The 23420-nt window shown below is 61.6% G+C and carries 17 protein-coding genes; 8 read left to right on the top strand and 9 right to left on the bottom strand.

The genetic code is table 11. The annotated features are described in order from the left end of the window. The first annotated feature begins 4 nt into the window (after positions 1 to 4). From LCU97_RS23995 to LCU97_RS23980, 4 genes are all read left to right on the top strand, one after another. Positions 5 to 1420, top strand: coding sequence for a Y-family DNA polymerase (locus tag LCU97_RS23995; RefSeq protein ID WP_232777962.1), 1416 nt, complete (start codon positions 5 to 7; stop codon positions 1418 to 1420). After that, positions 1396 to 4491, top strand: coding sequence for an error-prone DNA polymerase (locus LCU97_RS23990; RefSeq protein ID WP_232777961.1), 3096 nt, complete (start codon positions 1396 to 1398; stop codon positions 4489 to 4491). The genes LCU97_RS23995 and LCU97_RS23990 overlap by 25 nt, the downstream gene beginning before the upstream one ends. Positions 4492 to 4659: 168 nt before the next feature. Next, positions 4660 to 6771, top strand: coding sequence for an ATP-binding protein (locus LCU97_RS23985; protein ID WP_232777960.1), 2112 nt, complete (start codon positions 4660 to 4662; stop codon positions 6769 to 6771). A 107-nt stretch (positions 6772 to 6878) separates the two neighbouring features. Then, positions 6879 to 7148, top strand: coding sequence for a hypothetical protein (locus LCU97_RS23980; RefSeq protein WP_053154337.1), 270 nt, complete (start codon positions 6879 to 6881; stop codon positions 7146 to 7148). 69 nt (positions 7149 to 7217) lie between these two features. Here LCU97_RS23980 and LCU97_RS23975 read toward each other — a convergent pair whose 3' ends face one another. Continuing rightward, positions 7218 to 7739, bottom strand: a complete 522-nt coding sequence (locus tag LCU97_RS23975) for a DUF4142 domain-containing protein (protein ID WP_232777959.1) — start codon at positions 7737 to 7739, stop codon at positions 7218 to 7220. Positions 7740 to 7969: 230 nt separating this feature from the next. On the opposite strand from LCU97_RS23975, the gene LCU97_RS23970 reads away from it, so the two are divergent. Further along, entirely contained in the window at positions 7970 to 8206 is a 237-nt protein-coding gene (locus tag LCU97_RS23970) for a YdcH family protein (protein WP_053154331.1), read from the top strand. 64 nt (positions 8207 to 8270) lie between these two features. On the opposite strand, the gene LCU97_RS23965 is transcribed toward LCU97_RS23970, so the two are convergent. From LCU97_RS23965 to LCU97_RS23950, 4 genes are all read right to left on the bottom strand, one after another. After that, positions 8271 to 9134 carry a LysR family transcriptional regulator gene (locus tag LCU97_RS23965; RefSeq protein WP_053154328.1) on the bottom strand — a complete coding sequence of 288 codons (864 nt, stop codon included), beginning with the start codon at positions 9132 to 9134 and terminating at the stop codon, positions 8271 to 8273. A 63-nt stretch (positions 9135 to 9197) separates the two neighbouring features. Next, positions 9198 to 10916: a hydrogenase maturation protein gene (locus tag LCU97_RS23960; protein WP_232777958.1), complete on the bottom strand. Its 1719-nt coding sequence runs from the start codon at positions 10914 to 10916 to the stop codon at positions 9198 to 9200. Positions 10917 to 11127: 211 nt separating this feature from the next. Further along, positions 11128 to 11445, bottom strand: coding sequence for an SCP2 sterol-binding domain-containing protein (locus LCU97_RS23955; RefSeq protein ID WP_072394353.1), 318 nt, complete (start codon positions 11443 to 11445; stop codon positions 11128 to 11130). 52 nt (positions 11446 to 11497) lie between these two features. Next, a complete protein-coding gene (locus LCU97_RS23950; protein ID WP_232777957.1) occupies positions 11498 to 12208 on the bottom strand; it encodes a histidine phosphatase family protein in 711 nt (236 codons plus the stop codon). A gap of 229 nt (positions 12209 to 12437) precedes the next feature. On the opposite strand from LCU97_RS23950, the gene sohB reads away from it, so the two are divergent. After that, on the top strand, positions 12438 to 13469 hold the full coding sequence (gene sohB, locus LCU97_RS23945; protein WP_053154317.1) for a protease SohB: 1032 nt from the start codon (positions 12438 to 12440) through the stop codon (positions 13467 to 13469). Between the two features lie 125 nt (positions 13470 to 13594). Here the strand turns inward: sohB and LCU97_RS23940 are convergent, their stop codons facing one another. From LCU97_RS23940 to metH, 4 genes are all read right to left on the bottom strand, one after another. Next, positions 13595 to 14089, bottom strand: a complete 495-nt coding sequence (locus LCU97_RS23940; protein ID WP_053154313.1) for a DUF934 domain-containing protein — start codon at positions 14087 to 14089, stop codon at positions 13595 to 13597. Continuing rightward, a complete protein-coding gene (locus LCU97_RS23935) occupies positions 14073 to 15731 on the bottom strand; it encodes a nitrite/sulfite reductase (RefSeq protein WP_053154310.1) in 1659 nt (552 codons plus the stop codon). Before LCU97_RS23935 ends, LCU97_RS23940 begins: the two co-directional genes overlap by 17 nt. A 540-nt stretch (positions 15732 to 16271) precedes the next feature. Next, complete coding sequence (locus LCU97_RS23930; protein WP_024781254.1) at positions 16272 to 16490, bottom strand: DUF2970 domain-containing protein; 219 nt, start codon at positions 16488 to 16490, stop codon at positions 16272 to 16274. Positions 16491 to 16576: 86 nt separating this feature from the next. Next, positions 16577 to 20287, bottom strand: a complete 3711-nt coding sequence (gene metH, locus LCU97_RS23925) for a methionine synthase (RefSeq protein ID WP_232777956.1) — start codon at positions 20285 to 20287, stop codon at positions 16577 to 16579. Positions 20288 to 20440: 153 nt separating this feature from the next. Here metH and LCU97_RS23920 point away from each other — a divergent pair, with 153 nt between their 5' ends. Both LCU97_RS23920 and nfuA read left to right on the top strand, forming a co-directional pair. After that, on the top strand, positions 20441 to 22732 hold the full coding sequence (locus tag LCU97_RS23920; RefSeq protein ID WP_232777955.1) for a fatty acid cis/trans isomerase: 2292 nt from the start codon (positions 20441 to 20443) through the stop codon (positions 22730 to 22732). Positions 22733 to 22815: 83 nt separating this feature from the next. Next, complete coding sequence (gene nfuA / locus LCU97_RS23915; protein WP_053154301.1) at positions 22816 to 23400, top strand: Fe-S biogenesis protein NfuA; 585 nt, start codon at positions 22816 to 22818, stop codon at positions 23398 to 23400. Positions 23401 to 23420 lie beyond the last annotated feature (20 nt).

The raw sequence follows: 23420 nt of genomic DNA, 5'->3' as shown, positions 1-23420 counted from the left end.
TGCGATGCGCTGGGTCTGCATTCTTTTCCCGCAATTGGCGCTGGACGCCGCGCTGCGCCAGCGCCCCGATCCCGAGGAGCCCCTGGCGCTGCTGACCGGCCCGCCCCAGCGTCGGGTGCTGCAAGCGGTCAATGACTCGGCACGGGCCCTGGGTTTGCGCCCCGGCCAGACCATGACCGCCGCCCAGGCCTTGAGCAAAGGCTTTGCCACCGCCGAATACGACGCAGCGCAGATCGAGCGCTGGCAACAGTTCCTGGCGGCCTGGGCCTATCGTTTCAGCTCCCAGGTCAGCGTGCATTACCCGCGCACGGTGTTGTTCGAGATCGAGTCGAGCCTGGGCCTGTTCGGCCCCTGGCCGGTGTTCGAGGCGCGGCTGCGGGCCGAACTGACCGAGCTGGGGTTTCGTCATCGCATCGTCGCTGCTCCGAACCCGGTGGCGGCCCGGGTGCTCGCCAATGCCCACGATGCCTTGGTGGTGCCCGATGCCGAAACCCTGCAACAACGCCTGGCGCAGATGCCGGTGGACCGGATCGGCCTTGCGCCCGACGTCGCCACCGCATTGTCGCGCATGGGGCTGCGTTGCCTGGGGCAGGTCCAGTCCTTGCCCCGGCACACCCTGGCGCGACGCTTCGAAGCCCAGGTGCTCAAGCACCTCGATGCGTTGATCGGCAGCCGCACCCTGGCGCTGTCGTTCTACTTGCCGCCGGACCGTTTCGATGTGCGCATCGAACTCAATTACGACGTCCAGTCCCACCAGGCGCTGCTGTTTCCGTTACGTCGATTGACGGGGGATCTGTCGGCCTTCCTGGGTGGTCGCGACAGCGGTGTGCAGCGTTTTGACCTGCACCTGGAGCATGCCGGGTTGCCGGACACCGTGATCAAGGTCGGCCTGCTCAGCGCCGAACGCGAGCCGTCGATGCTCTTCGAACTGGCCCGTGGCCGGTTGGAGCAGGTGCAGGTCGAGGCGCCGGTGCGTGGCTTTCGCTTGTGTGCCGAAGACCTGCCGAGTTTCGTACCCCAGCGTCTGGAATTGTTCGATGAGCGCCCTCAGCAATCCTTGCCTTGGGAGCAACTGCGGGAACGGCTGCGGGCACGACTGGGCGATGAGGCGGTGCAGGGCCTGGGTTTTCGTGATGACCACCGGCCTGAATGTGCCTGGCAGATGTCGTCCCAGCCCCAGCCCTGTCCCGTGCGCGCCGGTGTACAGCGTCCTGGCTGGTTGCTGGACGAATGCCAGGTCTTGCCGGAAGGCCAGGCGCGTATCCTCATGGGCCCGGAGCGTATCGAGACCGGTTGGTGGGACGGGGCCGACGTGCGTCGGGATTACTACCTGGTCGAAACCCGCGCCGGGCAACGCGGCTGGGCCTATCGACCGGTGGGCGAGGGCGGGCCGCTGTGGCTGCAAGGCTGGTTCGCATGAGCGTCGAATATGCCGAGCTGCATTGCCTGTCCAACTTCAGTTTCCAGCGCGGTGCCTCCAGTGCGCTGGAGCTGTGCCGGAGGGCCAGTCAACAGGGCTATCGGGCCCTGGCGATCACCGACGAATGCACGTTGGCCGGGATCGTCCGGGCGTGGCAGGCGGCCAGGGAACTGAAACTGCACTTGATCGTCGGCAGTGAGATCCAGATCGAGGACGGTCCGAAACTGGTGTTGCTGGTGGAAAACCTGGAGGGCTATCAAGCCCTGTGCCGGTTGATCACCCGCGCCCGGCGTCGCAGCGAGAAGGGCCGTTATCGCATCGTGCGGGAGGATTTCGATGAACCCTTGCCGGGGCTGCTGGTGCTGTGGGTGCCTGACGAGAGCGCCGAGGAGCAGGGGCGTTGGCTCCAATCGATTTTTGCCGGGCGCTTGTGGTTGTCCGTTCAATTGCATTGCGGGCAGGACGACCGGCGTCGCCTGACCGACCTGCTGGCGCTGGCCGAGCACCTTGGGCTTCCCGCCGTGGCGACGGGCGACGTGCACATGCACGTACGTGGACGTCGCGCCTTGCAGGACACCATGACCGCCATCCGCCACCACGTCACGGTGGCCGAGGCCGGCCAGCGTCTGCACCCCAACGGCGAGCGGCACTTGCGCAGTCTCCAGGCCCTGGCCGATCTCTACCCTCGCGCATTGCTCGACGAGACCCTAGACATCGCTCGGCGTTGTACCTTCGACCTCGGCCAGTTGCGTTATCAATATCCTCGTGAACTGGTGCCGCAAGGGCATGATCCGGCGTCCTGGCTGAGAGAGCTGACTGAACATGGCATCCGTGAACGCTGGAAAGGACGTGTGGAAGACAAGGTCCGGCGGCAGATCGACAACGAACTGGCGTTGATTGCCGAACTGGGCTACGACAGCTATTTCCTCACCGTACAGGACATCGTCAGCTTCGCTCGCAAGCAGAACATCCTTTGCCAGGGACGTGGTTCTGCGGCCAACTCGGCGGTGTGTTATGCCCTGGGTATCACCGAAATCGACCCGAGCCAGACCAACCTGTTGTTCGAGCGATTCCTGTCCCGGGAGCGCAACGAGCCGCCGGACATCGACGTCGATTTCGAACATGAGCGCCGCGAAGAAGTGTTGCAGTACGTCTTCCAGCGCTACGGTCGTCACCGTGCGGCATTGACGGCGGTGGTCAGCAGTTACCACGGGGCCGGTGCGGTGCGGGACGTCGCCAAGGCCCTGGGCCTGCCGCCGGATCAGGTCAACGCCCTGGCCGATTGTTGCGGCCGCTGGAGCGACGAAGCTCCGCCGCTGGATCGGTTGCGTGAGGGTGGTTTCGACACGGACAGCCCAGTGTTACGCCGGGTGCTGAGCCTGACCCAACAACTGATCGGCTTTCCCCGCCACCTGTCCCAACACCCCGGTGGCTTCGTGATCAGCGAACAACCCCTGGACACCCTGGTCCCGGTGGAAAACGCTGCCATGGCCGAGCGCACCATCATCCAGTGGGACAAGGATGACCTGGATGCGGTCGGGCTGCTCAAGGTGGACATCCTGGCGTTGGGCATGCTCAGTGCGATCCGCCGTTGTTTCGACCTGATCGAGCGCTATCGGGGGCAGCGCTACACCCTGGCGGATTTGCCCCGTGACGATGCGGCCACCTACGAGATGATCAGCCGCGCCGACACCATCGGTGTGTTCCAGATCGAGTCACGGGCGCAGATGGCCATGTTGCCTCGGCTCAGGCCCAGCAAGTATTACGACCTGGTGATCGAGGTGGCTATCGTTCGGCCAGGCCCGATCCAGGGCGGAATGGTGCATCCGTACTTGAAACGGCGAAACGGGGAGGAGGCTGTCATCTACCCTTCGCCAGAATTGGAAGAGGTGCTTGAGCGCACCTTGGGTATCCCGCTGTTCCAAGAGCAGGTCATGCAGATCGCCATCGTTGCTGCCGATTACACGCCCGGCGAAGCAGATCAGTTGCGCCGTTCCATGGCTGCCTGGAAGCGCCACGGTGGTCTTGAGCCTCATCGGGAACGTCTGGCCGACAGAATGCGTAAAAACGGCTACAGCCCTGAATATGCCGCGCAACTCTTCGAGCAGATCAAGGGCTTCGGCAATTACGGTTTTCCCGAGTCCCACGCCGCCAGTTTCGCCTTGTTGACCTACGTCAGCAGTTGGCTCAAATGCCACGAACCGGCGGCGTTCGCCTGTGCCCTGATCAATAGCTGGCCCATGGGTTTCTACAGCCCGGACCAGATCCTGCAGGATGCCCGCCGGCATCGATTGCAGATCCGTCCGGTGGATGTGCGCGCCAGTGACTGGGATTGCAGTCTGGAGCCCCTGGAAGGCCGGCAACCGGCGATCCGCATGGGCTTGCGGCTGATCAAGGGTTTTCGCGAGGACGATGCCCGGCGCATCGAAGTGGCACGTCGGCAACGGGTTTTCCATGACGTGGCTGACCTGGGCGAGCGTGCGCAACTCGATGCACGGGCCTTGGAACAATTGGCCGATGCCGGTGCCTTGCGCGGCCTGGCGGGGGATCGTCATCGCGCCCGCTGGGAGGTGGCCGGGGTGCGAAAACAATTGGGCCTGTTCGCCGGTTTGCCCAGCCAGGAAGAGCCGCCTGTGATGCTGCCCAAACCGTCGGTCGGCGAAAATCTGTTCGCCGATTACGTCACGCTCGGTACGACACTGGGCCCCCATCCGCTGGCCCTGCTGCGTCCTGAACTGCGCGCCCGGCGTTGTCGCAGTTCGCGGGAATTGCAGGACGTGGAACATGGACGCAACGTCAGCGTCGCCGGTCTGGTCACCGGCCGCCAGCGCCCCGGCACGGCCAGCGGCGTGACTTTCGTCACTCTGGAGGATGAATTCGGCAACCTCAACGTGGTGGTCTGGCGCGACCTGGCCGAGCGCCAACGCAAAATCCTGGTGGGGTCGCAATTGCTCAGGGTCGATGGACGCTGGGAAAGCGTCGGCGAAGTGCGCCACCTGATCGCCGGACGCTTGAGCGACCTGACCGGGCTGTTGGCAGGCATCAACGTACGCAGTCGCGATTTTCGTTGACCCAAGCCTGCTCGCGATGGCGGTGTGTCTGTGCCCATGGATTCTGACTTTACTGCCATCGCCATGGCTTGAACATGAAACCAAACGCCAACCCCATGCTCGAAGCTCTGAACACAAGAAGTTCGCAAGCCGATTTCCCGGCAGGTATTCGAGGTTCAGAGTCGACCCATGCAGTTCTTATCCCAACACCACGGGTGTCCCGGTTGGGGCGGTGAAATGGCCCGGCGTATCCGCTCGTACGATTGGAGCCAGACTGAACTGGGCGCTATCGAACACTGGTCCGCCAGCCTTCGCAGTGCCGTCCAGATGTTGCTGGCTTCGCCCTTGCCGATGGTCATGTTGTGGGGGCGCCAGGGCTTCATGATTTACAACGACGCCTACGCCGAGTTTGCCGGCGGGCGTCACCCCTATCTGTTGGGATGCGCGGTGGAACTGGGTTGGCCGGAGGTGGCCGAGTTCAACCGTCACGTGTTGGACGTCTGCCTGGCCGGTGGCACTCTGTCCTATCGCAGCAAGGAGCTGGTGCTGCTGCGCAATGGCAAGCCCGAAGATGTGTGGATGGACCTGTTCTACAGCCCCGTGCCCGACGATGACCAGGCCCCGGCCGGTGTGCTGGCGATTGTCGTGGAAACCACCGGACTGGTTTTGTCCGAGCGAGCGCGCCAGGAGGCGGAGCGCAGTTATCGTGCCGTCAACGAGCGTATTCAGTTGGCCCTTTCCGCCGGGCCTTTGCTGGGTTCGTTCGTCTGGGACATCCAATCCGATACGCTGTCGGGCGATGAGCGTTTCGCCCGTACCTTCAACTACCCGCCGGACACGTCGCTGGATGCGCTGCCCATCGAGGTCGCCCGCCAGCGCATTCATCCCGACGACCTGAATGAGCTCAACCAACGGATCGAGCTGACCTTGCGCACGGGCGGCCCTTTCAATGCCGAGTATCGGGTTCGTCGATCTGGGGATGACGATCTATGGGTACAAGCCAGTGGCCGGTGCGAGTTCGATGCGGCGGGCAGGCCCTTGCGTTTCCCTGGCGTGCTGATCGACATCAACGAGCGCAAGACTGCCGAAGCGTCGCTGCTCAGGTTTACCCGAGACCTGGAGCAACGGGTAGCCGATGAGGTCCAGGCGCGGTTGGCGGCCGAGGAGCAGTTGCGTCAATCGCAGAAACTGGAAGCCATTGGCGGGCTCACCGGCGGCGTGGCCCATGACTTCAACAACCTGTTGCAAGTGATCGCCGGCAACCTGCATTTGCTGGCGCGCCACGAACCGGACAACCGTAACGTGCAGCGGCGGGTCAGTGCTTCCATTGAAGCCGTGGAGCGGGGCGCCAAGTTGTCCTCGCAACTGTTGGCGTTCGCTCGTCGCCAGCCGTTGTCGCCGATGGTCTACAACCCGTGGCGCATTTTCGATGGTCTGGTCGAATTGCTGCAGCGGGCCTTGGGCGAGACCATCCGGATCGAAGTGACCTTGCCCGACGATCCCTGGTGCATCCACGTGGATCGCAATCAGTTGGAAAACGCGCTGTTGAACCTGGCGATCAACGCCCGCGATGCCATGGGCGGCGAGGGCACCATCCGCATGGTCGGCGAGAACATCGTGCTCGATGAGTCGGACTGTGCCGGCAAGGGCATCCCGGCAGGTGATTATGTGCGACTGTCGGTGATCGATAGCGGCGCAGGCATGCCGCCCGATGTACTGAATCAAGTGTTCGAACCGTTTTTCACCACCAAGACCGACGGCCAGGGTACCGGCCTGGGACTGAGCATGGTGTTCGGGTTCGTCAAGCAGAGCGGCGGTCATATCGAGATAACCAGCGACGTAGGCGAGGGCACGCGGGCGCAGATGTATTTCCCCCGCAGCCACAAGCCAGAAACCGGGGAACAAATACACTGTCACCCACTGGCACCTGGCAAGCATGAGACGATCCTGGTGGTGGAGGACAACGACGACGTGCGTGGTGCATCGGTAGAGCTGCTGGAACAGGCGGGTTATCGAACCATCACGGCCCCCAACGCCGACGTGGCCATGAAGTTGCTGCTCGAAGGCGCCTCGGTGGACCTGATTTTTACTGACGTGGTCATGCCCGGTCTGATCAAGAGTTCGGACCTGGAGGCGTGGGCGAAGGTACAGACCCCGCCGGTACCGGTGCTGTTCACCTCGGGTTACACCCGGGACATCATCTCCCGCAACCACCAGTTGAGCCCGGACACTCATCTGCTGAGCAAACCCTACGGGCCGGACGCCCTGACGCAGATGGTCAGGGCGGTGCTCAACGGCTGATCGCGGGCTCAAACAAATGGAACCGAAGCTGCAAGGCTCCCTTCGAATGATCAAGGCCGGTCATCGCGCCGGCCCCTGTCAAGAGCCCCTGTCGGGAAGAGGTGTCCATGAACGACAAGCCTGCAAACACTCAGCATCAAGGTCAGACGCAGACCTCATCACCGCGTAACGACCCGGCTATCGATCCCCAGGTGCCGGGTGCCAGTCCGGTCGGCCCGGCGGGAGCGGACCAGGCGCAGAGCGCTGCCGAGGAGGTCGATCAGAAACAACATCACCACGAGAACGACAATACCTTCAGCCCGGGCTTCAAGCCCGATCCAGACCGGCCGAAATCGGGTGACAGTACCGACGCCGATATCGACACCGACGGCGGTTGATGGCATCACGCAAAAAGGGTCGTCCTCCTGGGACGACCCTTTTTTACTCACGATGCAGGTAGCAAAACGTTATTTGCTGGGATGAGCGGCCTGGAGTTTCTTGGCCATTTCCAAATGTTCTTGCAGGTGCGGCAACATCTTCTGAGCGAACGCCTTGAGCTCGGTGTTGCCCGCTTTCTTGTCGTCCGTCACGGTCTCGGCTTCTTTCTTGAACAAGGCGATGGTTTCTTCGTGGGCCTTGACCTGATTGTTCGCATAGGCGGCATCGAAGGATTCGTCGCGTACTTCGAGGATCTTGGCCTTGGCCTTCTTCATCAGCGTGGTTTCGTCCGGTACTTCGATGTCGTGTTGTTTGGCCAGCGACATCAGTTCCTGGTTGGCCTTGGTGTGGTCGGTGATCATTGTGTTGGCAAATGCTTTCACATCCGCCGAGGCGCTTTTTTCCAGGGCCAATTTGCTGGTTTCGATTTCCGCAATGCCACCGACCGCGGCGTCGTCGACGAAGTCGTTGGAACTCGCGGCCCAAGCCATGCCCATGCTGGTACTCAGGGCTACTGCCAGGCCGAGTCGGCGCAGGGTAATTCCGTCCATTGGTCAATCTCCATACAGGTTGTACGAACAGTTTGTACGCGTGATTCTTGGTATCACTGTTCAATGGAGGACGGCGTGCGGGCAAAGGTTTGATTGGAAAGCGCTGCGGTACGACGAACGGTCACCGCTGGTCGGATTGACGGTCGACAGAACCCCGTTGGCGAGGCCATCCTGATAATTGACGAGCCCCGTCAAGGTGCTTGCCACCGAACCACCAAAGGAGGTGTTCCATGCCGGTGCCCCATGATTTGTCCCAGGATCTCAACTTCACCAAGGACGAGATCCAGCAAAAGCGCAGCGAGAATCCAAGACTGGATTCATTACTCCAAAAATACTCCCAACTCGATGCCGAGGTCGTAGAGGCCGAGAAGCCGACATCCGCGGGAATGCCTGACGCTGCCCTGGAGACACTCAAGAAGGAGCGGTTGATGATCAAGGACCAAATCGTGCTGCACCTGAAGAAATAAACGGGTGGCGAGGGTCATCCCACAGGGCCGCGAGCGGCCCTTTCAACGGTTTTTCCAGGGGCGATCAGCTCAACGGGTCCCAGCGCTGGGACCAGTCGCTGCCGCTCCTGATGATGGCTCGCAGCACTTCGAACGCCTGTTGCAAGGCCGCTGAATCCCGATCCCGGGAATAAACCAGGTAAGTGGGGTAGTTGAATTCAGGTGCCTTGGGTACCCGTTCGAGAATTCCGCTGTCCAGGTAGCTTTGCACGACGCGCGTGCGGAAGTAGCCGCTGCCACCGTTTTCCAGGATGTATTGAAGGGCCAGTGGGCCCAGGTTGAAGGTCACGGCGGCCTTGGCTTTGTCCGGCAAGGCCGTGTCGTGCTGGCGACGGAAATCGCTGCTCCAGTCGATGTACACGTAGGGCTCGGGGCACGTGGCCAGGCGCACCAGGATCAGTTTCTCCTCCAGCAATTGTTCCACCTGCAGTCTTGGCCAGTACTCGGGTTGATACACCACCGCCGCGTCCAGCAGACCCAATTCCAGTTGCTGCAGCAGTTTTTCGCCATCGCGGATGTCCATCCGCAAGGCGTGGCCGGGGATTTTCTGGCGCAGTTCCCGGGCCCAACTGAGCATCAACGGGTTGCACAGGCTGACCTCGCCGCCGATGTGCAGGACATTGCGATAGCCCTCGGGCAATGGCAAGTCCCGACGGGCCGCTTCCCAGGTCTGCACAAGTTGATTGGCGTAGACGACGAAGGCCTCGCCGTCTGGAGTCAAGCGTGCGCCGGCGCGATTGCGCACGAACAGCGCGCAGCCTAACTGGCTTTCGAGCTTCTGGACCCTGGCGGTGATCGCCGTTTGGGTGACGTGCAGCTTGTCAGCCGCGGCGGCGAGGCTGCCGTGGCGGACAATTTCCAAGAAGGTGCGGGCGAGGTCGATGTCCATGTTCAAGCCGATGCTGGGGAAGCGGGCATTGTAAGAGCTGGCTCGCCTCCCCGATACCGGCAGTCACTGGACGGCTTCGACCTGCGCCACCCGCGCCCATGGCGCAACCAGGCGCTCGGGCGTACGGCAGGCCTTGTGCTTGAAGACGAAGTGGCGACACTTCTCGGCGAAACCGCGGCGGTTGTCCACCATGTCGTGACGCATTTCCTTGAGTTCACCGTCACGACACGCCTGGATCGCCGGCAGGCTCCGTTCGGCCTTGCGGGTCCGGATGGCTTCATAGGCCGGATCGAGCCACGCGCCATTGGCCCGTTGCAGCAACCAAAGGCCGAATTCATCGAGGCAACGTGGGCCAATCTCCTGGACCATGCCGTAGCGCAGCGCCTGGCGTGCGCTGATGGGCAGGCAGTCCTGGGTGAGCTTCCAGGCCATGTCCGGGCCGACCGCGCGCGGCAGGCTGTAGGTCCAGTATTCGGAGCCGTACAGACCCATGGTCGCGTAGTGGGGATTGAGCACGATGTCGCTGCGCGCCAACACGATATCGGCGGCCAGGGCCAGCATCACACCGCCGGCCCCGGCGTTGCCCGTCAGCCCGCAGACCACCAGTTGCCGGGCGTTCAGCAACTCCAGGCAGACGTCATCGATGGCCTGGATATTGGCCCAGGCTTCCAGGCCGGGTTCGGTGGCAGCCTGGATCACGTTCAAATGCACACCGTTGGAAAAACTGCCGCGTCCGCCCCGGATCAGCAGGACCCGAGTATCCCTGGACTTGACCCAGCGCAGTGCGTCCACCAGGCGTCGGCATTGTTCGGTGCTCATCGCGCCGTTATAGAACTCGAACGTCAGCTCCCCGACATGACCGCATTCCCGGTAGCGAATGGGTTGGTAGGCCTCATCGCTGAAGGGATGCCGGGCCAGCGAGCCGTCGAGCACCGGGACATCGTCGAGTTGCCCCGCCAGTACGTGGCGCGCCGGTCGCTTGAAGTTCTGCTCGCCGGGTTGTGGCTTGCGACGCAGGGAACCGATCCACAGGCTCGCATCGCCGGTCGCCACCAGCACCGCATCGTCACGCACGGCCAGCAGCGTGCCGGGCAAGCCACGGCGGACATCCGCATGGGCGTCGTAGAGATAGAACTGGTCACCGGCCAGACTTGCCAGCACGCCGGGCTGGCCGTCCGCGGCGTCGATGCACCGTTTGATGAATGCAGTGCTGTCGTGCCAACTGAAGGTCCGGTCGTCCTGGGTCATGTTCGGTTGCAGACGGCCGATCACGTCACGACGGTTGTAATCCAGTGGTATCGGTGCGAAACCATTGGTGAATTTCTCCACCACTTCATGGATACACTGGATAGCCGCATCGCTGACCGGGCCGTTGTACAGCTCGGACTTGCGCAAACCCTCGGGCAGGTTGAACTCGCAGGTGGCCCAGACCGGCCCGGCATCCATCTCTTCTACCGCTTGCAGTGCCGTCACGCCCCAGCGTTCGACTTGCCGCATGATGGCCCAGTCCAGAGCGCTGGCGCCGCGATCGCCGACAATGCCAGGGTGAATGATCACCACCGGACGGCGGGGATTGCGCCACAACCGCTCGGGGACGCGATCCTTGAGAAACGGGCAGATCACCAGGTCGGCGTCGCTTGCTTCGATTTGTCGACAGACCGAGTCGCTATCGGTGAACAGCACCACGCTGGGACGATGACCGGCTTCGCGCAGCGCCAGCCAGGCGCGTTGGGACAGGCCGTTGAAGGCGGTCGACAGAAGAATGATCTTCAGTGCAGGCATGGGTCTCTTTCCTTGAGATGAGCGGGCACAGGCTCCGAATGAGCCGTCCCTGGCCTTGATGGAGACGCCAAGTTAGCGGTTGAGGGATGAGGATGAACTGACGAGGATCAAGGTTGTGTGCCCTTGGGAGATTCGGAAGGGCAGAAACACGAATCCCGCCTCGGGGCGGGATTCGTTGGCAGCCGGGCAGCGCCCGCGAGGGCGCCTGGTCTCAGGCCGGGAACAGTTCGGACAGCTTCATCGACAGCATCATGTCGCCTTCGACGCGCAGCTTGCCACCCATGAAGGCCTGCATGCCGTCGGTTTCGCCGCTGACGATGCCCTTGAGGGTTTCGCTGTCCATGACCAGTGTGCAGTTGGCATCGGCGTTTTCACCTTCCTGCAATTCACAGGTCTGGTTCTTGACGATGAGGGCGTACTGCTTGTTTTCATCGGTGATGTTGAAACCGAACACCAGGTCCAGGCCTTTGGCGGCTTCGGCGTTGAACTTGGCTTTCATCTTTTGTACGGCGTCGACTACGGAGGTCATGGTTTCGATCCTTATTCGGGTGGATACAGCAAGGGTCTGTGGTAATTCGACCTCAGCGAAAAGTGATGAGGTCCGGGGTCCTTAACAGTTGTAGATGGGCATGACTGTTGAAGGAAGCCAGGGCGACCTCGCGGCCCCTGAATTTCAGGTGGTTGAGCGAGGTGTTGACGATTTGCCAATTCAATTCGAAGGCCTGCGGGGCAGGGATCCGGGTAATCAGGTGGAGCAGGGCGGTGATGGTGCCGCCGGAGGTGAACACGGCGATCTTGTGGGTGTTGTCGGCCTGATCCAGGAGACGATGCAGGCCGGTCTGGACCCGCTCCACGAAACCCGACCAGCTTTCCAGTCCTGGCGGGTCGTACTGGCCGCTGAGCCAGCGCTCGATGATCAAGGCGAAGATACGCTGGAATTCGGCGCGGTTCTGCGCGGCGTTGCGCAGGATATACAGGGCCTCGGGTTCTTCGGGCAACATGTCCGGCAGCAGGGCGCGGATCACCGCGTCGGCGTCGAATTCGTTGAACGCCGGGTCGATTTCCAGTCCAGGCACCGGCAGCCCGGCGGCGGACATCTGGCCCAGCGCGCCCGTGGCGGTGTCCTGCTGGCGGCGCAGGTCGCCCGAGAGGCAGCGATCGAACACGACACCGAGCTCTGCCAGGTGACTTCCCAGCACTTGCGCCTGGCGGACACCATTGGGCGACAGAACATCGTAGTCGTCCGCACCAAAGGAGGCCTGGCCATGTCGAATCAGATAAATACTGCCCACGTCCGCGTCATCCCGGTACGTTGAAGGTCTGGCGAGGTTATGAGGATGACGGAGAGCTGTCAATGAAAAAACATACGCTTGTTTGAAATGCTCGTTACAGCCTTGTCCGGCCTCGTCCGGCGTAAGGTAACCACAGGTTTCCCGGCTGGCAGCGATGCGGGTGCATGGGTATGCTGGGAGCGTCTGGTATCCGCCCCCGAGCGGTGAGTTGAATCTATTAGGAGTCATCGTGGAGTTTTTTATCGAATACGCCGGGTTCCTGGCCAAGACCGTGACGCTGGTGATCGCCATACTGGTGGTGCTGGCCAGTTTTGCTGCATTGCGCAGCAAGGGGCGGCGCAGGTCGGCCGGCCAGTTGCAGGTGAGCAAACTCAACGATTTCTACAAAGGATTGCGTGAGCGCCTGGAACAGACGCTGCTGGACAAGGATCAGCTCAAGGCCCTGCGCAAGAGCGAAGGCAAGACTGAAAAGGCCAAAAAGAAACAGAAGGACAAGCCGGCGGCCAAGTCGCGGGTGTTCGTGCTGGATTTCGATGGCGATATCAAGGCATCGGCCACCGAGAGCCTGCGTCATGAAATCACCGCGTTGCTGACCCTGGCGACCCCGAAGGACGAAGTGGTACTGCGGCTGGAAAGCGGTGGCGGCATGGTCCACAGCTACGGCCTGGCCTCTTCGCAACTGGCACGGATCCGGCAAGCCGGCATACCCCTGACGGTGTGCATCGACAAGGTCGCGGCCAGCGGTGGCTACATGATGGCCTGTATCGGCGAGAAGATCATCAGCGCGCCGTTCGCCATTCTCGGCTCCATTGGTGTGGTGGCACAGTTGCCGAACGTCAATCGCCTGTTGAAGAAACATGACATCGACTTCGAAGTCCTGACGGCCGGTGAATACAAACGCACGTTGACGGTATTCGGCGAAAACACCGAGAAGGGCCGGGAGAAATTCCAGGAAGACCTGGACATCACCCACCAGTTGTTCAAGCGTTTCGTGTCCAGCTACCGGCCGCAACTGGCCATTGATGAAGTAGCGACCGGTGAAGTCTGGCTAGGGGTCGCAGCGTTGGGCAAACAGTTGGTGGACGAATTGAAGACCAGTGACGAGTACCTGGCCGAACGCGCCAAGACTGCCGAGCTCTACCACTTGCACTACGCCGAACGCAAAAGCTTGCAGGAGCGTATCGGCGTGGCTGCCAGCGGTTCGGTGGACCGGCTGCTGCTGAACTGGTGGAGTCGCCTGACTCAGCAGCGGTTCTGGTAATACCAATCATCGCAATCCCTTGTGGGAGCAAGCAGATTCGCTCCCACAAGAGGCCGCTGGTCATCGACGACAAAAAAAGCCCTGAACCGGCATGACCGGATCAGGGCTTTTTATTTGGAGCAGTCTCAGCGACGACGAAACAGCGGCAGCGGTTCGTCAGTGGCCGCCTGGTAAGTCACCGAAAAATCCTTGAGGCTTTCGAGGGCTTCGTAAGGGTCCTTGTCGGCGCGCAGGGCAAAGGCATCGAAACCGCAGCGGCGCATGTAGAACAACTGGTCCCGCAGTACGTCGCCAATGGCTCGTAGTTCACCCTTGAAGCCGTAACGGTCACGCAGCAGGCGAGCGTTGGAATAGCTGCGCCCGTCGGTGAACGCCGGGAAATTCAAGGCGATGACCTGGAATTGGTTGGCGTCGTCACCGATTTCTTCAGCTTCCTCGTCCGCGTCCAGCCATACGCCCAGGCCGCCGTCACGGGCCTGCAGGGCGCGAGCGTGATCCCGCCACAGCGCCAGGGGGACGATCAGATCGTCGCAATTGGAGATACCGTCGAGGGTCGCGTCCTTGGGCAGCAGGTGCCAGGTTTCGTCGATGACCTCGTTGTTCTTAATGATTCGCTGCATAGACGCGTTCCTTGAAGAGGTCGATGCCGATACGTTGGTAAGTGTCGATGAAGCGCTCGTCTTCGGTACGTTGTTCGATGTACACGTCGATCAGCTTCTCGATCACGTCGGGCATGTCATCCTGTGCAAAGGACGGGCCGAGGATCTTGCCCAGGCTGGCGTCACGGGAACCGCTGCCGCCCAGGGAAACCTGATAGAACTCTTCGCCTTTCTTGTCCACGCCCAGAATGCCGATATGGCCCACATGATGGTGACCACAAGCGTTCATGCAGCCGGAAATGTTCAGATCCAGCTCACCGATGTCGAACAGGTAGTCCAGGTCATCGAAACGACGCTGGATCGATTCGGCGATAGGAATCGACTTGGCGTTGGCCAGGGAGCAGAAGTCGCCACCCGGGCAGCAGATGATGTCGGTCAGCAGGCCGATGTTCGGCGTGGCGAAGCCTTGCTCGCGCAACTCGCCCCACAAGGTGAACAGTTGGCTTTGCTCGACATCCGCCAGGATGATGTTCTGCTCGTGAGACGTGCGCAGGAGGCCGAAGCTATAGCGGTCGGCCAGGTCGGCCACGGCATCGAGCTGCTTGTCGGTGATGTCGCCCGGTGCGACGCCGGTCGGCTTCAGGGACAGGGTGACCGCAACGTAGCCTGGCTTCTTGTGGGCCAGGGTGTTGCGGGTGCGCCAGCGTGCGAAGCCTGGATATTCCTTGTCCAGCGCAGCCAGCTCGGCGTCTTGATTGCTCAAGGCCTTGTACTGCGGGTCGACGAAGTGCTTGGCCACCCGGTGAACTTCGGCTTCGGTCAGCGTGGTCTGGCCGCCGCGCAGGTGAACCATTTCGGCCTCGACCTTTTCGGCGAACACTTCAGGCGTTAGCGCCTTGACCAGGATCTTGATTCGAGCCTTGTACTTGTTGTCGCGGCGGCCGTAGCGGTTGTACACCCGCAGGATGGCGTCGAGATAGCTCAGCAGGTCCTGCCAGGGAAGGAACTCGTTGATGAACGAGCCCACTACCGGGGTACGGCCCAGGCCGCCACCCACCAGTACACGGAAGCCCAACTCGCCCTCGGCGTTATAGACCGCCTCCAGGCCGATGTCGTGTACCTCGATCGCTGCACGGTCCGAGCTCGAGCCGTTGATGGCGATCTTGAACTTGCGCGGCAGATAGGCGAATTCCGGGTGGAAGGTCGTCCACTGGCGCACGATTTCGCACCACGGCCGGGGGTCGATCAGCTCATCGGCGGCGACACCGGCGAACTGGTCGGTGGTGACGTTGCGCAGGCAGTTACCGCTGGTCTGGATCGCGTGCATCTGCACGGTCGCCAGCTCGGCCAGAATGTCCGGTACGTCTTCCAGGGCCGGCCAGTTGTACTGGACGTTCTGCCGGGTACTGATGTGGGCGTAGCCCTTGTCGTAGTCGCGCGCAATCTGCGCCAGCTTGCGCACCTGGCGCGAGGCCAGTTGGCCGTAGGGCACCGCCACGCGCAGCATTGGGGCGAAACGCTGGATATACAGGCCATTCTGCAAGCGCAGGGGGCGGAATTCTTCTTCGCTCAGCTCGCCTGCCAGGTAGCGTCGGGTCTGGTCACGGAACTGCTTGACGCGGTCCTCGATGATCCGCTGATCGTACTCGTCATATACGTACATATAAGTCTCGGTCTCAGGCTTGGGCCGATCAGAAACAGCTGCGTGTTGGCTCGCTGGAATCGGGTTCTGCCTCGGCAATTCTGCGCGCACGGCCGCGCACTCCTAAAGGAGCCGATGCAAGATACCTGTTTTGGGATATGCGCAAAAGTGATGTTTGAGTATATGCAAAGAACCAAATCGACTAATGAGTTTGATTATTGCCTAACCCACATTTGTCGTGCGGGCAATCATCGTCTTAACTGTGGTCGAGTCCCTATGCAATCACCTACAAAACCGACAAGAGGCGATGCAATGAGCAATCCGACCAAAGCAAGGAAAAGCGACAGTACCGTTGATGCCTGGGCCATTCTGTTCCTGATTATTCTGGTGGTAGGCACGGCGGTGTTCTGGGTCAGCCATCAATAATCCGTTCGTCCACGCTATAACCCTCTGTGGGAGCGGGCTTGCTCGCGAAAGCGGTGGTTCAGTCAATATTGCTGTCGACTGACACATCGCTTTCGCGAGCAAGCTCGCTCCCACAAGGATATTGGGGAATGGCTGTTACAACCCCGCCAGATGCACCACCAGCTTGACGATGCCGAACAGGGTCAGGGCGAATATCACCGTGAAGGCGATGCCCAGTATCACGAAGTGACTCGGTTTGCCGTGGGTGAAGTCACGGGCGCGGTTCTTGCCGCTCTGCACGCCGAAGGCGGCAGCCAGTACGCTGTGCATCATCTGCAGCAGGGTAGGCGGCTTGTTGTCGACTGGATCGTCCATATATCCCTCGTCTGCCATGTGTTTGGGACAAGCATAGACAACCCGCGAAAAAAGATCGCGACCGTTGCCGGCCGCGATCTTCCGGATCAGCTGTCGTAACCCAGGTTAGGCGCCAGCCAGCGCTCGGTCACGCTCAGGTCCTGACCCTTGCGACCGGTGTAGCTCTGGACCTGGTCCTTGTCGATCTTGCCCACGGCAAAATACTGCGCCTGGGGATGGGCAAAATACCAGCCGCTGACCGCTGCCGCTGGGAACATGGCGTAGTGCTCGGTGAGGAACACGCCGCTGCGCCCGGCCTTCAGTTCGCTGGCCTCGGGGTCGAGCAGGCGGAACAGGGTGGCTTTCTCGGTGTGGTCCGGGCAGGCCGGGTAGCCCGGAGCAGGGCGGATGCCGGTGTATTGCTCCTTGATCAGGGCCTCGTTGTCCAGGTTTTCGTCCTTGGCGTAGCCCCAATAGTCCTTGCGCACCTGCTGGTGCAGCCATTCGGCGCAGGCTTCGGCCAGGCGGTCGGCCAGGGCCTTGACCATGATCGAGTTGTAGTCGTCACCAGCCTCCTGGTAGGCCTTGGCCACTTCTTCGGCGCCGATGCCGGCGGTGGTGATGAAGCCGCCCAGGTAGTCGGTCACGCCGCTGTCCTTCGGCGCGACGAAGTCGGCGAGGGAGAAGTTCGGCTTGCCGTCGGTCTTGATGATTTGCTGGCGCAGGTGATGCAGGCGCGCCAGTGGCTTGCCGTCCTCGCCATAGACTTCCAGGTCGTCGTCGTGCACCTGGTTGGCCGGCCAGAAACCGAACACGGCGCGGGCGCTGATCAGCTTCTCATCGATGAGCTTGCGCAGCATCGCCCGGGCGTCCTCGTACAGCGCGGTAGCGGCTTCACCCACCACCTCGTCGGTGAGGATGCGCGGGAACTTGCCCGCCAGGTCCCAGGAAATGAAGAACGGAGTCCAGTCGATGTACTGCGTCAAGACATCCAGATCGATGTCGTCCAGCACCCGGGTACCGGTGAAAGTCGGCTTGACCGGCTCGTAGCTGCTCCAGTCGAACTGTGGCTTCTTGGCCACCGCTGCCGGATAGCTCAGGCGCTCGGTGCGGGCGCTGCGGTTGGCGGTGCGCTCGCGCACGTCGGCGTATTCCTGACGGGCCTTCTCGACGAACGCGGACTTGAGTTCCTTGGACAGCAGCTGGGTCGCCACGCCCACGGCGCGGGAGGCGTCGGTGACGTAGATCACCGCGTCGTTGCTGTACTTGGGCTCGATCTTCACGGCCGTATGGGCCTTGGAGGTCGTCGCGCCGCCGATCATCAGGGGCAGATGGAAGTCCTGGCGCTGCATCTCGCGCGCCACGTGCACCATTTCATCCAGGGATGGAGTGATCAGGCCGGACAGGCCGATGATGTCGCATTTCTCGTCCTTGGCGACTTGCAGGATCTTCTCCGCTGGCACCATCACGCCCAGGTCGACGATGTCATAGCCGTTGCAGCCCAGCACCACGCCGACGATGTTCTTGCCGATGTCGTGGACGTCACCCTTGACCGTCGCCATCAGGATCTTGCCCTTGGCTTCTGGCTTGTCGCCTTTTTCCGCTTCGATGAACGGAATCAGGTGGGCCACGGCCTGCTTCATGACGCGGGCGGACTTGACCACCTGGGGCAGGAACATTTTGCCGGCGCCGAACAGGTCGCCAACGATGTTCATGCCAGCCATCAATGGTCCCTCGATCACTTCGATCGGTCGGGCGAAGGACAGGCGCGACTCTTCGGTGTCTTCGACGATGTGCGTGGTGATGCCCTTGACCAGCGCATGTTCCAGGCGCTTGTTGACGTCCCAGTTACGCCATTCCTCGGTTTCCGCTTCCTTGACGCTGCCGTCGCCCTTGTACTTGTCAGCGATGGCGAGGAGGGCATCGGTGCCCTCCGGGGTCCGGTTGAGGATCACGTCTTCCACGGCGTCGCGCAGCTCCTGCGGGATCTGGTCGTAGATCTCCAGCTGGCCGGCGTTGACGATGCCCATGGTCAGGCCCGCGCGGATCGCATACAGCAGGAACACCGAGTGGATCGCTTCGCGCACCGGGTTGTTGCCGCGGAACGAGAACGACACGTTGGACACGCCGCCGGACGTCAGCGCATAAGGCAGTTCGTCGCGGACATAGGCGCAGGCGTTGATGAAGTCCACGGCATAGTTGTTGTGCTCTTCGATACCGGTGGCGACGGCGAAGATGTTCGGGTCGAAAATGATGTCTTCCGGTGGGAAGCCGACTTCATTGACCAGAATGTCGTAGGAGCGCTTGCAGATTTCCTTCTTGCGCGCCTCGGTATCGGCCTGGCCGGCTTCGTCGAAAGCCATCACCACCACGGCGGCGCCGTAGCGCTTGCACAGCTTGGCGTGATGGATGAACTGCTCGACGCCTTCCTTCATGCTGATGGAGTTGACGATGCCCTTGCCCTGGATGCATTTGAGACCGGCTTCGATCACTTCCCATTTGGAGGAGTCGATCATGATCGGTACACGGGAGATGTCGGGTTCGCCGGCAATCAGATTGAGGAAGGTCACCATGGCCTTCTTCGAATCGAGCATGCCCTCGTCCATGTTGATGTCGATCACCTGCGCACCGGCCTCGACCTGTTGCAGGGCCACTTCCAGGGCTTCGGTGTAGTTGTCTTCGCGAATCAACCGGGCGAATTTGGCGGAGCCGGTAATGTTGGTCCGCTCGCCGACGTTGACGAACAGCGAGTTGCGATCGATGGTGAACGGTTCCAGGCCCGACAGGCGGCAAGCCCTGGGAATCTCGGGGATCTGCCGCGGCGCGTAGCCGGCCACGGCCTTGGCGATGGCTTCGATGTGTGCTGGCGTGGTGCCGCAGCAACCGCCGACGATGTTCAGGAAGCCGCTCTGGGCAAATTCTTCGATGACCTTGGCGGTGTCCACCGGCAGTTCGTCATACTCGCCGAATTCGTTGGGCAGGCCGGCGTTCGGGTGCGCCGAGACGTGGGTACTGGCCTTGTTCGACAGTTCTTCAAGGTAGGGGCGCAATTCGCGAGCACCCAGGGCGCAGTTCAGGCCGACGGAAATCGGCTTGGCGTGGGCCACGGAGTTCCAGAACGCCTCGGTGGTCTGGCCGGACAGGGTGCGGCCGGAGGCGTCGGTGATGGTGCCGGAGATCATGATCGGCAGTTCCACGCCCAGTTCTTCATACACCCCTTGCACGGCGAAAATCGCCGCCTTGGCGTTCAGCGTGTCGAAAATGGTTTCGATCAGGATGAGGTCGACGCCGCCTTCGATCAGGCCCTTGGTGGCCTCGGTGTAATTCTCCACCAGTTCATCGAAGGTCACGTTGCGGTAACCGGGGTTGTTCACGTCCGGCGACAGCGAGCAGGTGCGGCTGGTCGGGCCGAGCACGCCGGCAACGAAGCGCGGCTTGTCCGGGGTTTCGAGGGTCTTGGCGTCGGCGACCTTGCGGGCCAGGCGTGCGCCTTCCAGGTTCAGCTCATAGGCCAGGCCCTGCATGCCGTAGTCGGCCTGGGACACCTGGGTAGCGTTGAAGGTGTTGGTTTCGAGGATGTCGGCGCCGGCGTCCAGGTAGGCTTTTTCAATGGCGCCGATCACGTCGGGGCGGGTCAGCACCAGCAGGTCGTTATTACCCTTGACGTCACTCGGCCAGTCGGCGAAGCGTTTGCCTCGGTAATCCTGTTCCTCCAGCTTATAGCTCTGAATCATCGTGCCCATGCCACCGTCGAGGATCAGGATGCGTTCCTTGAGGGCTTGCTGGAGAAGATAGAGGCGAGCGCTGCGATCAGACATGAGGACTACCTGGAAAAAGCCATTACGAAGGCGGAAATGATAGCAAGCTTGTGCAGGATTTGAGCGTGAGTGGCTTTTACATGAATATCGCTCATGTTTGCATCGGCGTGCTGGCCCGGTAGAATCGCGGGATTCATGCTTAGGGATCGAGACATGCCGTACCGCGTCTTATTCGGCAGTCTGTTGCTGCTGTTGTCTTTTCACACGGCCGCAAAGGATCCCGTCCAGGCGCTGTCCTACACCCGCGACATCCAACCGATCTTTACCGAGAAGTGCGTGGCCTGCCACGCTTGCTATGACTCCGCCTGCCAGTTGAACCTGGGCAGCGGTGAGGGCGCGACCCGGGGCGCCAGCAAGCTGTCGGTGTACGACGGCGAGCGGCGCCAGGCGGCCGCTCCGACGCGCTTGTTCTATGACGCTTCCGGTAAGCGTGCCTGGCAGCAAAAGGGCTTTTATTCCGTACTCGATGCCCAGGGCAGCCAGGCGGCGCTGATGGCGCAGATGCTGGAGCTGGGGCACAGCACGCCGCTACAGCCCAACGCCAAGTTGCCGGAAGACATCGTATTGGGGCTGGATCGGGAAAACAGCTGCGCAATGCCAGGGCAGTTCGCTGAATATGCCGCCGCGCATCCCAGGGAAGGCATGCCCCTGGCCGTCACCGGCCTGACCGACCAGCAATACCAGACCTTGCAGCGCTGGCTGGCCGCCGGCGCCCCCATCGACCAGCAGGCCCTTGCTCCGAGCGCTGCCGAAGCCTTGCAGGTGGTGCAGTGGGAAAACCTGCTCAATGCCCCTGGCGCCCGGGAAAGCCTGGTCGCCCGCTGGTTGTTCGAGCATTGGTTCCTGGCGCATATCCACTTCAAGGACGGCGAGCCAGGGCATTTCTTCCAGTGGGTGCGTTCGCGCACGCCCACCGGCCAGCCCATCGACCTGATCAATACCCGCCGCCCGAACGACGATCCCGGCACCCGCTTCTATTACCGGCTCTGGCCGGTGCAGGGGGTGATTGTGCACAAGACCCACATCACCTATGGGTTGAGCGCAGCCAAAATGGCGCGGGTCAAGAGCCTGTTCTATAAGGGCAATTGGCAAGTCACGGCATTGCCGGGCTACGGCCCGGAGCGGCGGTCCAACCCGTTCTCCACGTTCGAGGCGATCCCGGCCCAGGCCCGTTATCAGTTCATGCTCGACAATGCCGAGTATTTTGTCCGCACTTTCATTCGAGGCCCGGTGTGCCGGGGCCAGATTGCCACGGATGTGATTCGCGACAATTTCTGGGCGCTGTTCCAGGCCCCCGAATATGATCTTTACATCACCGACCCGAACTATCGCGGCCAGGCCACGCCCTTGCTGGCGATGCCGGGGCAGAACGACGACGTGGGCAGTGTCGTCAGCTTGTGGCTCGATTACCGCGACAAACGCAACGAGTACGAAGCCTTGCGCCGGGACAACTACGCAGAGCTGCCGGCACCGAGTTGGTCGACCCTGTGGGCCGGAAACGACAACGCGCTGCTGAGCATTTTCCGGCACTTCGACAGCGCTTCGGTCACCAAGGGGCTGATCGGTGACGTGCCGCAGACAATGTGGCTGTTCGATTTCCCGTTGCTGGAGCGCACTTACTACCAGTTGGCGGTCAATTTCGATGTCTTCGGCAATGTCTCCCACCAGGCCCAGACCCGACTGTATTTCGACCTGATCCGAAATGGCGCGGAACTGAATTTCCTGCGCCTGATGCCAGCCGATTCACGGCAGGGCTACCTTGATGACTGGTACCAGTCCGGCGGCAAATTCAAGATGTGGTTGGATTACGAGGACATCGACAACGATAAGCCGACCGCCCTCAAGCTCGATGAGCAGGACCCCAAGCGTGATTTCGCCAGGCAATTGCTGCTTCGCTACGGGGAGCTCAATGCGCAACCCGATCCGATCAACCGTTGCGAAGGCGCCTATTGCTCGCGCCCGAACATCGATCCTGCGCTGCAAAATGCCGAACAGGCCCTCAGTCGCCTGGTATCACGGCCGGCCGCCGGGCTTGGCGTGATACACCATTTGCCCGAGGCAACTTTGCTGCGTATCGAAACCGCTGGCGGCCGGCGCGAGGTCTATAGCTTGCTGCGCAACCGGGCCCACAGCAACGTAGCCTTCCTGCTGGGCGAAGCGATGCGTTACCAGCCGGGGCTGGACACCCTGACGGTGTCCCCGGGCGTACTCAGCAGTTACCCGAATTTCATGTTCAACATCCCGGCCGGGCAGGTCCCGGCGTTTGTCGATGCCATGGAAAAAGCCGAGGATAGTCAAGCCTTCGAGCGGATTGTCGAGCGCTGGGGCATCCGGCGCAGCCATCCGCAGTTCTGGCAGTACTTCCATGACCTGAGCCGGTACATCCAGGAAACCGAGCCCCTGGAGGCGGGTGTGTTGGATATGAATCGCTATCAGAACCTTTGATCGGCTTTCCTGACAAAAATACTGGGACTTTGTCCGACGCCCTGATTTGGCGTAAACTGCCGGCAAGCCTGCGAGGAGTTTCCATGACCGCCATAACCATTACCGACGCCGCCCACGATTACCTGGCCGACCTGCTGTCCAAGCAGAACACCCCGGGTATCGGGATCCGCATCTTCATCACCCAGCCTGGCACCCAGTACGCGGAGACGTGCATCGCCTACTGCAAGCCGGGGGAAGAGAAACCCGAAGACACTGCCCTGGGGCTCAAGAGCTTCACTGCGTACATCGACTCGTTCAGCGAAGCTTTCCTGGACGACGCGGTGGTCGACTACGCCACCGACCGCATGGGTGGCCAACTGACCATCAAGGCCCCGAACGCCAAGGTGCCGATGGTCAACGCCGACAGCCCGATCAACGAGCGCATCAACTATTACCTGCAAACCGAAATCAACCCGGGGCTGGCCAGCCACGGCGGGCAGGTTTCGCTGATCGACGTGGTGGACGACGGCATCGCCGTGCTCCAGTTCGGCGGCGGCTGCCAGGGCTGTGGCCAGGCGGACGTGACGCTGAAGGAAGGCATCGAACGCACCTTGCTCGAGCGTATTCCGGAGCTCAAGGGCGTGCGCGATGTGACCGACCACACCCAGAAAGAAAACGCCTACTACTGACGGCTATTCGCCGCAGTCCA

Source organism: Pseudomonas uvaldensis (assembly GCF_021271205.1).
GTDB classification, from domain to species: Bacteria; Pseudomonadota; Gammaproteobacteria; order Pseudomonadales; family Pseudomonadaceae; genus Aquipseudomonas; species Aquipseudomonas uvaldensis.
Note: the sequence above shows the minus strand (reverse complement) of the source record. Positions and strands in the feature narration are given on the sequence as shown.